Source organism: Candidatus Accumulibacter sp. ACC003, from assembly GCF_907163085.1.
Taxonomy (GTDB): Bacteria; Pseudomonadota; Gammaproteobacteria; order Burkholderiales; family Rhodocyclaceae; genus Accumulibacter.
Window position 1 is genome coordinate 638216 of the sequence record NZ_CAJQTX010000001.1, and the last position, 11626, is coordinate 649841.

Here is an 11626-nt window from a genome sequence, read left to right on the forward strand (position 1 = left end):
ACGCAGCGCGAGCGCTTTCCTGGCGCGACGCCTGGCCTGCGCCGCTTCAATCAGAGTGTGGAACTGGATTGCCGCGTCGGCTTTGCCTCCTCGCAATGACCGCGTCGGAGCGTGGTGCCGCGTGCTGCACGCTACGTACCGGCCGTGGTGGCGCCCGGCGCTCGCCAACAGTCAGATAGCGGCCTGGCCGGCGCCGCAGGCGGCGCGCTGCAGCCGATCGGCGACGGCCGACCAGGCTGCCGTCGTCGGTGTCTCTTCGACGACGATCAGTTCGGCTGCCGCTTGATCGAGCTTGCGCAAGGCCGCGTAAAGAGCGCGCGCGTAGCCGCGCGGGTCGGCCGGCAGCCGGCAGGCGGCGTGCGGCGCGTCGATGCCAGCCGGCCATGCACTGTGATGGAGGACGGCGCAGCGTTGACCGCTGCTGCGCAGGACGTCGACGACTTCGCCCAGGCGCGTCAGCGGCAGCAGGCGCAATGGCGTCGTCGGCGCATAGTGCGCGGCCAGCGAGCCGGGCACCCGCGGCGTCGCAGCGCTCGACAGTTGGCTGCCGATCTCCGGCAGGACGCCGATCACTGCAGCAATCTGCAGCGGCGTGACGTGTCCCGGGCGCAACAGCCGCGGCGGCCCAGCGGTGCCGCGCGTCAGATCGAGAATCGTCGACTCGATGCCGACCTGGCAGCGGCCGCCGTCGAGGATCAGCGGTACCGAATCGCCGAGTTCCTGGCGGACGTGCGCGGCGTCGGTCGGGCTGATTCGCCCGAAGCGGTTGGCCGACGGCGCGGCCAGCCCACTGAGGCCGCCGACGCCGCCGCCAGCGTCGGCATAAGCGCGCAGCAGGTCGAGCGCCAGCGGATGCGCCGGTACGCGCACACCGATCGTATCCTGGCCGCCGGTGACCGCGGTCGGCACCGCCGGCGCGCGTTTGAGGATCAGCGTCAGCGGGCCCGGCCAGAAGGCCTCGGCGAGTTCCCAGGCCAGCGGCGGAATGTCCTGCGCCCAACGGTCGAGGCAGCCGGCGCCCGCCAGATGGACGATCAGCGGGTGATCGGCCGGCCGCCCCTTGGCGGCAAAGATCTTGCCGACGGCCAACGGGTTGGCGGCGTCGGCACCGAGGCCGTAGACCGTCTCGGTGGGAAAGGCGACGAGTTCGCCGGCTTGCAGCAGCGCGACAGCGCGCGCGATCTCGCGCTGTTTAGGACGCATCGACGATGCCGATCGCGGTACGCGCCGCCATCGCCAGCTCCCGGGCTCGTTGCGGGTCGGCGTTGACGACGGTGAAGTGGCCCATTTTGCGGCCGTGACGAGCGTGGTGCTTGCCATAGAGATGCAGTTTGAGGCCGGGGAAACGATAGAGCTGCGCCCAGTCCGGCTCGCGGTAGCGTTGGCCGCCGGGGCTGTCTTCGTACCACAGGTCGCCGAGCAGGTTGACCATCGCCGCCGCCGAGTGCGCGCGCGGGTCGCCAAGCGGCAGGCCGCACAGCGCCCGTACCTGTTGTTCGTACTGGCTGGTCAGGCAGGCGTCGAGCGTGTAGTGGCCACTGTTGTGCGGCCGCGGCGCCATCTCGTTGACCACCAGCTCGCCGCCGACGACGAAGAATTCGACGGCCAGCGTGCCGACGTAGGCGAGGCCATCGGCGATCGTCGCGGCCAGCTCGGCGGCTCGCTTGGCGAGTGCGTCAGAGGCGCTGGCGGGCACCAGTGAAACGTCGAGGATGCCCTTGCGGTGGCTGTTTTCGGCCACTGGAAAGCTCTCGGTGCGGCCGTTTTCGTCGCGCGCCAGGACCACCGACAGCTCGCCGCCGAGTTCGAGCTTTTGTTCGAGGACGCAGGTCTCGCCCTTGAAGCGCTGGAAAGCGGCCAGCGCCTCGTCGGCATTGCCGACCACTTCCTGGCCTTTGCCGTCGTAGCCGAAACGGGCGACTTTCAGGATCCCGGGGAAGAGCGCGGCCGACGCTTGGCGCAGCTCGTGTTCGTCGTGCACGGCGGCGAAATCGGCTATTGGCAGGCGGTGTTGGCGCAGGAAGTTCTTCTCGGCAATGCGATTCTGGCAGACGCTGACCGCCGCCGCCGAGGGCCGCACGAGAACGAACTTGGCGAGATAGTCGAGGCTGCCGGCCGGGACGTTTTCGAACTCGGTGCTGATCGCCGTACAGCCGTTCGCCAGTTCGTCGAGTGCCGCATAGTCCTCGTAGCCGGCGACCAGATGACGGTCGGCGAGCAGTCCGGCGGGGCTATGCGGGTCGGGGTCGAGAACCCATACCAGGTAGCCCAGTTCATGGGCGGCGCTGACGAAGAAGCGGCCGAGCTGGCCACCACCGAGCATGCCGAGCGTTGCGGGAGGAAGGATCATCATCTTGATTTCACGTGCCGCGCCGCTGCCGGCGAGCGAGAATTCTGGCCGGGTGCAGCGCCGTTGTCCGGGCGGCGGCGGCTCACACTTCCGGCAGCTTCATGGCCAGCACCTTGTCGGCCTGCGCCTGGCGGAACTTGCCGAGACGTTGGGCCAGCGTCGCGTCGCCGGTAGCCAGCATGGCGACGGCAAACAGCGCCGCGTTGGCGGCGCCCGCTTCGCCGATGGCAAAGGTGGCGACCGGGATTCCTTTCGGCATCTGGACGATCGACAGCAACGAATCTTGCCCCGACAGCGCCTTCGACTGCACCGGCACGCCGAGCACCGGCAGGGTCGTCTTGGCGGCCAGCATTCCCGGCAGATGGGCGGCGCCGCCGGCACCGGCGATGATCGCTTTGAGGCCGCGCTCGACGGCTGTCGCGGCGTATTCGAAGAGCAGGTCCGGCGTGCGGTGCGCCGAGACGACGCGCGCTTCGAAGGGAACGCCGAAGTCCTTGAGCATCACCGCCGCCGCCTGCATCGTCGGCCAGTCGGAATCCGAGCCCATGACGACGCCGACCAGCGGTTCGAGGTCGGCCATCAGGCGACCTCTCTCTCGGCCGCTTCGAGGGTGTTGGCGAGCAGCATGGTGATGGTCATCGGCCCGACGCCGCCGGGGACCGGGGTGATCGCCGAGGCGACTTCGCTGACCGGGCCGAAGTCGACGTCGCCGCAGAGCTTGCCGTCGGGCAGGCGGTTGATGCCGACGTCGATGACGACGGCACCGGGTTTGACCATCTCGGCGGTGACGAAGCGGGCGCGGCCGAGCGCGGCGACCAGGATGTCGGCACGACGCGTGTGAAAGGGAAGGTCGCGGGTCTGCGAATGGCAGATGGTGACCGTCGCGCTGGCCTGCATCAGCAGCATCGCCATCGGCTTGCCGACGATGTTCGAGCGCCCGAGGATGACCGCCTCCTTGCCCTTCGGATCGATGCCGGCGTCGGCCAGGAACTGCATGACGCCGTAGGGCGTGCAGGGGATGAAACGCGGCTGCCCCTGCACCAGTGCGCCGACGTTTTCGGCGTGAAAGCCATCGACGTCTTTGGCCGGGGCGATGGCCTTGAGCACCGCGTCGCTGTCGAAGTGCTTCGGCAGCGGCAGTTGCACCAGGATGCCGTGGATTTTCGGGTCGGCATTGAGCTCGGCGATTTTTTCGAGCACCACCTGCGCTTCGACTTCGGGCGGGTAACTGATCTTCTCGGAGTGAAATCCAGCCTGCGCACAGGCATTGACCTTGTTGCGCACGTAGACCTGTGAAGCGGCGTCTTCACCGACCAGAATCACGGCCAGCCCGGGGCGCGTGCCGCGCGCTGCCAGCGCTTCGGCGCGCGTCTTGAAATCGGCGCGCAGCTTTTGTGCCAGCGCGTTGCCGTCGAGGATCTTTGCAGTCATCTTGGATATTCCTGGATTGGCCAGTAGGAGATTGAAAAAAGGTAAAAAAGCGTCATGGCGCCAGCAAAACGCGGCGCGCGGCAATGCTCGGCGCGGCGTCCTGGTAGCGATCGCCGAAGGAGCAGAATTCTATCGCAAATCGACTGGAACCGGCTTGCGCTTCGGCCTGCGCTGCGTCTTCGCTGGCACCGCGAAGCAGGTGCTGGCGTGCGCGTCGACATCGTCGCTGGCGGTTGCCACAAATGCCCGGATGCCAACCGGCGACGCCGCTCGGCGGTGGTCGAAGCGCATTTTGTCGTCGCCGCGGATCAACTTCTTGCGCATATGACGGTCAATAGCTTCGACGAGCATGCTGGCGACCTGCCACGCGCTGGCCAGAAATTGCACGATACAAAAAGCTGTTTTACAATCCGGAACCAAATCAATTGCTGCGCTGCGGTACCACGACAGCCAGCAACGTACTACTCTGGCTGCTGCCGTCCACTTTGGGGCGCAGCACACAACTTCACTTCACGATTCTGCAGACCAGGAGACAAGTTCATGGCAGCTCTGCCCGAAAACGCGCTGTCGGCCGCCAGCACCGATGCCGACCCGCAAGAAACCCAGGAATGGCAAGACGCACTGAGCGGTGTAATCGACAGGGAAGGCGCTGCGCGCGCTCACTACCTGATCGATGGCCTGATTTCACAGGCGCGTCAGGAGGGGATCGACATCCCCTATAGCGCGACCACCGAGTACATCAATACGATCCCGGTCGATCAGCAGCCCAAGTATCCCGGTAACGCCGATCTCGAAATCAGGATCCACAATTACATTCGCTGGAACGCCATGGCGATGGTCGTGCGGGCCAACCGGGACACCAACGTCGGTGGTCACATCGCTTCGTTCGCCTCGGCGGCGGCGCTCTACGACGTCGGCTTCTCGTGGTTCTGGCGCGCCCCCGGCGAGCAACACGGCGGCGATCTGATTTTTTTCCAGGGGCACTCAATACCGGGCATCTACGCCCGCGCACACCTGCTTGGGCGCCTGACCGACGACCAGATGGACAATTTCCGGCAGGAAGTCGATGGCAAGGGCATTTCGTCGTATCCGCATCCCTGGTTGATGCCCGACTTCTGGCAGTTCCCGACGGTCTCGATGGGCCTTGGTCCGATCCAGGCGATCTATCAGGCGCGCTTCATGAAGTACCTGGACAGCCGCGGCTTCATCGACGCCGGCGACCGCAAGGTCTGGGCTTTCCTGGGCGATGGCGAAACCGACGAGGTCGAATCGCTGGGCGCCATCGGCATGGCCGCGCGCGAGAAGCTCGACAACCTGATCTTCGTCATCAACTGCAACCTGCAGCGTCTCGACGGTCCGGTACGGGGCAACGGCAAGATCATCCAGGAACTCGAAGGAACTTTCCGCGGCGCCGGCTGGAACGTCATCAAGCTGGTCTGGGGAACGCAATGGGACACGCTCCTGCTGCGCGACAAGAGCGGCATCCTCAAGCAGCGGATGATGGACGCCGTCGACGGCGAGTACCAGACCTTCAAGGCCAAGGACGGCGCTTATGTCCGTGAGCACTTCTTCAACACCCCGGAACTCAAGGAACTGGTCGCCGACTGGACCGACGAGCAGGTCTGGGCGTTGAACCGCGGTGGTCACGACATCTTCAAGATCTTCAGCGCCTACAAGGCGGCTGTCGAACACCAGGGCCAGCCGACGCTGATCCTGGCCAAGACCATCAAGGGCTTCGGCATGGGCCAGGCTGGCGAGGCGATGAACATCTCGCACCAGCAGAAGAAGCTCGATTTGGAGGCGATCAAGCGTTTCCGTGATCGCTTCAACCTGCCGGTTGCCGACGACCAGCTCAAGGAACTGCCTTACCTGAAGTTCGAGGAAGGCTCGCCCGAACTGACCTACATGCGGCAGCGCCGCATGGACCTCGGTGGTTACCTGCCGCAACGCCGCCGCAGCGCGGCAGCGCTCGAAATTCCCGACCTGTCGGCCTTCGAGGCGCTGCTCAAGGCGTCGGGCGAGGGGCGTGAGGTGTCGACCACGATGTCCATCGTCCGCTTCCTGAACATCCTGCTCAAGGACAAGAAGATCGGCCGCCACGTCGTCCCGATTGTCCCCGATGAATCGCGCACTTTCGGCATGGAAGGCCTCTTCCGGCAGATCGGCATCTGGAATCAACAGGGTCAGAAGTACGTTCCCGAAGACCATGACCAGCTGATGTTCTACAAGGAGTCGATCGACGGGCAGGTATTGCAGGAAGGGATCAACGAAGCCGGCGCGATGAGTGACTGGATCGCCGCGGCGACCTCGTACTCGGTGCACGGCGTGCCGATGATCCCCTTCTACATCTGCTATTCGATGTTCGGATTCCAGCGCGTCATGGACCTTTGCTGGGCGGCTGGCGACCAGCGCGCGCGTGGTTTCCTGATCGGCGGTACCGCTGGCCGGACGACGCTGAACGGCGAAGGCCTGCAGCACGAAGACGGTCATTCGCTGGTGCTCTCGGGACTGATTCCGAACTGCATCAGCTACGACCCAACCTTCTCCTTCGAAGTGGCGGTGGTCATGCGCGAAGGCATGCGCCGGATGTACCAGGAGCAGGAAGACGTCTTCTACTACGTCACCGTGATGAACGAGAACTACGAGCATCCGGAAATGCCGGCAGGCGCCGAGGCCGACATCCTCAAGGGCATGTATCTGCTGCGCCGCGGCGCCTCGTCGGACAGCAAGCCGGCGACGCCGCGCGTGCAGCTGCTCGGTTCGGGGACGATCTTTCGCGAAGTCATTGCCGCTGCCGAGCTGCTCAAGAACGACTGGGGCGTCGATGCCGACCTTTGGGGCTGCCCTGGTTTCGGCGGACTGGCTCGTGAAGGCAACGACGTGCAGCGCTGGAACATGCTCAATCCGACCGAGAAACAGCGCCTGTCACACGTCGAGAAGTGCCTCGGCGAGACGCGTGGTCCGGTCATCGCCGCGACCGACTATGTGCGGCTGTACGCCGAGCAGATTCGCCCGTTCATCAACCGTCGCTACGTGACGCTGGGCACCGATGGCTTCGGCCGCTCGGACACGCGCGAAAAGCTGCGTCACTTCTTCGAAGTCGATCGCCGCTGGGTCACCGTTGCCGCCTTGAAAGCACTCGCCGACGAGGGAACGATCGAGCGCGAGACGGTGGCCATGGCGATTGCCAGGTACGGAATCGACGTGAACAAACCCAATCCGATGACGGTTTAAGGGAGACCTCTGATGAGTCAAATGATCGAAGTAAAGGTCCCCGATATCGGTGATTACAGCGACGTGCCGGTGATCGACGTCTGCGTCAAGCCTGGCGATACGGTCAAGATCGACGATGCCCTGGTGACGCTGGAATCCGACAAGGCGACGATGGATGTGCCGTCGTCGGCGGCCGGCGTGGTCAAGGAGGTGCGCGTCAAGCTCGGCGACAAGATTTCGGAAGGCGCGGTGGTGGTGGTTCTCGAAGCGGCTGGTGAAAGTGCCGCCGCCGCACCGGTGGCAGCGCCTGCGAGCGCTCCTGCCGCTGCTCCGGCAGCCGCTCCCGCTGCTGCTCCCGCCGCCGCTGGTGGGGCGAGCGTCGAGGTCACCGTGCCCGATATCGGCGATTACAGCGATGTGCCGGTGATCGACATTTGCGTCAAGGTCGGTGATACGGTCAAGGTCGACGACGCGCTGGTGACGCTGGAGTCCGACAAGGCGACCATGGACGTGCCGTCATCGGCCGCCGGCGTCGTCAAGGAGATCAAGGTACAGCTCGGCGACAAGATCTCCGCCGGTGCCGTGGTCGTCGTTCTCGACAGCGGCGGTGGTGCGGCGACAGCTGTTCCTGCCAGCACCGCTCCGGCAAGTGCTCCCGCAAGCGCCCCGGCCGCGGCCGCCAGTGCCCCGTCGGCGGTAACCGTTGCGCCGCCGGCCGCGGGTCTGGCGCTCGGCGCCAGAACGCACGCCAGCCCCTCGGTGCGCCTGTTGGCGCGTGAACTCGGCGTCGACCTCAGCAAGGTCACGGCGAGCGGACCGAAGTCCCGGATCCTCAAGGATGACGTTACGCGCTACGTCAAGGGCGTCATGAGCGCCGGTCCGGCAGCGGCCGCTGCGCCTTCGCTCGGCGGCGGTCTCGACCTGTTGCCCTGGCCAAAAGTCAACTTCGCCAAATTCGGCGCCGTCGAAGTCAAGCCGCTGTCGCGCATCCAGAAGATCTCGGCGCAGAACCTGGCGCGCAACTGGGTGATGATTCCGGCGGTCACCTATCACGAAGACGCCGACATCACCGATCTCGAAGCTTTCCGCGTGGCGATGAACAAGGAGAACGAGAAGTCGGCGCAGTTTGGTAACGTCAAGATCACCATGCTGGCCTTCCTGATCAAGGCCAGCGTCATGGCGCTCAAGAAATTCCCGCAGTTCAACAGCTCGCTCGACGGCGACAACTTGATAATGAAGCAATATTTCAATATTGCTTTTGCCGCCGACACGCCGAACGGCCTGGTCGTACCGGTGGTCAAGAACGCCGACCAGAAATCGGTGACACAGATCGTCGTCGAAAGCGGCGAGCTGGCCAGGAAGGCGCGCGACGGCAAGCTCGGCCCGGCCGACATGTCGGGTGCCTGCTTCACCATCTCCAGCCTTGGCGGCATCGGCGGGACCTACTTCTCGCCGATCGTCAACGCGCCGGAGGTGGCTATCCTGGGGGTCAACAAGTCGGTCATGAAACCGATCTGGAACGGCCGCGAGTTTGCGCCACGGCTAATCCTGCCGATGTCGCTGAGCGCCGACCATCGGGTCATCGACGGCGCGCTGGCCACCCGCTTCAACGTTTATCTTGCGCAGTTGCTCGCCGACATGCGACGCGTGCTGCTTTGATCGGGAGAAGACCATGAGCCAGATCATTGAAGCAAAAGTGCCCGACATCGGCGACTATCACGACGTGCCGGTAATCGATGTCTGCGTCGCCGTTGGCGATACCATCAAGGTCGACGACGCGCTGGTGACCCTCGAATCCGACAAGGCGACAATGGACGTTCCGAGCAGCGTTGCCGGCGTCGTCAAGGAAATCAAGGTCAAGCTGGGCGACAAGATCTCCGAAGGCGCGGTGGTCGTGCTGATCGAGACCGGTGATGCCGTGTCGGCCTCGGCCGCACCGGCGTCGGCGACAGCTGCGGCAGCGCCAGCGGCCAGTGCCGCTCCGCCACCGCAGGCCGCCGCGGCGATCAGCGGCAGCGCCGACCTGGAGTGCGAGATGCTCGTCCTCGGTGCCGGCCCGGGTGGCTATTCGGCCGCTTTCCGCAGCGCCGACCTGGGCATGAAGACCGTTCTCGTCGAGCGCTACGCGACGCTCGGCGGCGTTTGCCTGAACGTTGGCTGCATTCCCTCGAAAGCCTTGCTACACATCTCCGGGGTGATGGAGGAGGCCGAGCACATGGCCGACTGTGGAGTTAGTTTTACCGCCCCGACCATCGACCTCGACAGGCTGCGCGCGCACAAGGACAAGGTCGTCGGCAAGCTGACCGGCGGACTGGCGGGAATGGCCAAGGGCCGCAAGGTCGAAGTCGTGCGCGGCGTCGGGCAGTTTCTCGACCCGAATCACGTCGAAGTGACTCTCGCCGACGGCACGAAAAAGGTCGTCAGGTTCGAGAAAGCGATCATCGCTGCCGGTTCGCAAGCCGTCGCCTTGCCGTTCATGCCCAAGGACGATCCGCGGGTGGTCGACTCGACCGGTGCCCTCGAATTGCGACAGATTCCGACCAGCATGCTGGTCATTGGCGGCGGCATCATCGGCCTCGAAATGGCCAGCGTCTATTCGGCTCTCGGGTCGCGAATTACCGTCGTCGAACTGGGGGCGGTGCTGATGCCCGGTGCCGATCGCGACCTCGTCAAGGTCTGGGAGAAGAAGAACTCGCACCGTTTCGATCGCATCCTGCTCAATACCGGCGTCGTCGCTTCCTCGGCCAGCAGCGCTGGCATCGAGGTGACCTACAGCACCGACGAGAAGGAGACCTTCGACCTGGTGCTGGTCGCCGTCGGTCGCTCGCCGAACGGCCGCAAGCTGGCTGCCGAAAAGGCCGGCGTCGCGGTCAGTGACCGCGGCTTCATTCCGGTCGATACGCAGCAGCGCACCAACGTGCCGCACATCTTCGCCGTCGGCGACATCGTCGGGCAGCCGATGCTGGCGCACAAGGGCGTCCATGAAGCACACGTCGCCGCCGAGGCCGCGAACGGCAGTAAACGCTGTTTCGACGCCCTGCAGATCCCGTCGGTGGCCTACACCGATCCGGAAATCGCCTGGGCTGGCAAGACTGAGGAGCAGTGTCGCGCGGAAGGGATCAAGTTCGGCAAGAGCGTTTTCCCCTGGGCGGCATCGGGTCGGGCGCTGGCCAACGGTCGGGAGGAGGGCTTCACCAAGCTGATCTTCGACGAAGAAACACACCGCATCATCGGCGGCAGCATCGTCGGCACCGAAGCCGGCGATCTGATCGGCGAAATCTGCCTGGCGATAGAGATGGGCTGCGACGCTGCCGACATCGCCCACACCATCCACCCGCACCCGACGCTGGGTGAGTCGGTGGGGATGGCCGCCGAAGTGTACGAGGGCGTGTGTACCGACTTGCCGGCGATGAAGAAGAAATAGCGGACTTCCCTCCGGTCGTACAATGACGCCGTCGCACTGAAGTGTGGCGGCGTCTTTTCGTGCGGGTCGCGAATTCCTTCGTGACAAAAACATTCACCACGAGCGGCCACGATGTTGGCTGCGGGTGGCCGAAACCCTGACGCGCGAAGCTGACGGCTTCCTGCCTGACCGCGGCTGTCCAGGCGATCTCGGTCGACTGGCTCGCGCCGCAGCGCCCGACTCTACGGCGTGTCCTTGATGACCTCCGCCTGCTCGACGCACTGATAGTCGGTTGTGCATTTGGTCAGCGAGCAGACGCCGGCCGTCTTTATAGCCACCTGTTTGCGCTGTCTGCACAGTCCTTCGGCTCTGCTGCGAACGTCGGCGATCGCCTTTTCGGAATTCTGATGATCGAAGGTTAGGTAGTTGGTGTCGTTACCATAGCCGACAAGCACATTATCGGCGCAACCGGAGAGTAGTAAGCCAAGCAGGCAGGCGGGAAGGGCAGCGAGGAGGGGGGGACGGATGGTCATCAAGGGGGCTGTGGCGGGTCAAAAAAGTCGAAGCGACGGCCGAAAGTATCGCCGCCCTCGACGCTCGCGGTCAATCGAAGAATTTGTGCCAATCATCGGCAGCAGGCGCCGAGACGCGACCAGCATTGCTCTCGTTCCGAATGCGCTCGCTGGTGCAGCGCACGGAGTCGCAAGTCCTACCCTTTGCACACGCGCTGCGAGCTAGTGAATCGCGCATCGTGTCAGCGCGAATGTAACGGTCCGGCTGCGCGCTCAAACCTAAACAGCGGCAAACGATTGGCCGCGCGATTTCCCGGTTGTCACCGGCCAGCAGACCCGCGCGCGGATCAGCGTAACGCCAACTTGGGCGATCCGAGACATCGCGGCGGCGGATAGCCACGGGCAATTTGTCGAGGGCGCCGAAGGCAAAGGCCAACGCCAACGCATCTACCCGGCAATCCTCCTGTAATACATGGCGCTGCCATCCCTTGCCGACAATGGTGGTGGGTGGATCATGGTCGGGCGTCTGATGTAGCCATTGCAACGCTTGCACCAGTGGGCGTGCCGCCCAGTTGGCGTCGAACTGGATGACGGGCAGCAACGTCGCCAGAAAGCGCGTCACGGTGCCTTTCCTACGGTCGTAACAAAACGCCGCCGCACTGAGTGCGGCGGCGTTTTGTTGCGTATGGTCAAACCTGCCGGCTTGGCAGGCGATGA

Annotated in this window: 9 protein-coding genes and 1 pseudogene; 3 read left to right on the forward strand and 7 right to left on the reverse strand. The window is 64.7% G+C overall.

Features of this window, described 5'->3' with window-relative positions; all coding sequences use genetic code 11:
* Positions 1-171 precede the first annotated feature (171 nt).
* The 5 genes from QZ656_RS02850 to QZ656_RS02870 all read right to left on the reverse strand — a co-directional run bounded on the left by QZ656_RS02850 (position 172) and on the right by QZ656_RS02870 (position 4282).
* On the reverse strand, positions 172-1203 hold the full coding sequence (locus QZ656_RS02850) for an L-threonylcarbamoyladenylate synthase (RefSeq protein ID WP_291991954.1): 1032 nt from the start codon (positions 1201-1203) through the stop codon (positions 172-174).
* Entirely contained in the window at positions 1193-2350 is a 1158-nt protein-coding gene (locus QZ656_RS02855; RefSeq protein ID WP_291992119.1) for a 5-(carboxyamino)imidazole ribonucleotide synthase, read from the reverse strand. The genes QZ656_RS02850 and QZ656_RS02855 overlap by 11 nt, the downstream gene beginning before the upstream one ends.
* Before the next feature lie 82 nt (positions 2351-2432).
* Positions 2433-2930, reverse strand: a complete 498-nt coding sequence (purE, locus tag QZ656_RS02860; protein ID WP_291991955.1) for a 5-(carboxyamino)imidazole ribonucleotide mutase — start codon at positions 2928-2930, stop codon at positions 2433-2435.
* Complete coding sequence (gene folD, locus QZ656_RS02865; protein ID WP_291991956.1) at positions 2930-3781, reverse strand: bifunctional methylenetetrahydrofolate dehydrogenase/methenyltetrahydrofolate cyclohydrolase FolD; 852 nt, start codon at positions 3779-3781, stop codon at positions 2930-2932. Before folD ends, purE begins: the two co-directional genes overlap by 1 nt.
* Before the next feature lie 129 nt (positions 3782-3910).
* Complete coding sequence (locus QZ656_RS02870; protein WP_291991957.1) at positions 3911-4282, reverse strand: hypothetical protein; 372 nt, start codon at positions 4280-4282, stop codon at positions 3911-3913.
* A gap of 39 nt (positions 4283-4321) precedes the next feature.
* Between QZ656_RS02870 and aceE the strand changes: the two genes are divergently transcribed.
* From aceE to lpdA, 3 genes are read left to right on the forward strand one after another with little or no spacing between them, the layout of a single operon-like run.
* Complete coding sequence (gene aceE, locus QZ656_RS02875; protein WP_291991958.1) at positions 4322-7015, forward strand: pyruvate dehydrogenase (acetyl-transferring), homodimeric type; 2694 nt, start codon at positions 4322-4324, stop codon at positions 7013-7015.
* A 12-nt stretch (positions 7016-7027) separates the two neighbouring features.
* Positions 7028-8653, forward strand: coding sequence for a dihydrolipoyllysine-residue acetyltransferase (gene aceF, locus QZ656_RS02880; protein WP_291991959.1), 1626 nt, complete (start codon positions 7028-7030; stop codon positions 8651-8653).
* Between the two features lie 13 nt (positions 8654-8666).
* Positions 8667-10418, forward strand: coding sequence for a dihydrolipoyl dehydrogenase (lpdA, locus tag QZ656_RS02885; protein ID WP_291991960.1), 1752 nt, complete (start codon positions 8667-8669; stop codon positions 10416-10418).
* 221 nt (positions 10419-10639) lie between these two features.
* On the opposite strand, the gene QZ656_RS02890 is transcribed toward lpdA, so the two are convergent.
* Together QZ656_RS02890 and QZ656_RS02895 are read right to left on the reverse strand one after the other, a co-directional pair.
* A complete protein-coding gene (locus QZ656_RS02890) occupies positions 10640-10930 on the reverse strand; it encodes a hypothetical protein (protein ID WP_291991961.1) in 291 nt (96 codons plus the stop codon).
* A gap of 238 nt (positions 10931-11168) precedes the next feature.
* Positions 11169-11543, reverse strand: a pseudogene (locus QZ656_RS02895) (Tn3 family transposase); the annotation flags it as partial.
* Between the last annotated feature and the right edge of the window lie 83 nt (positions 11544-11626).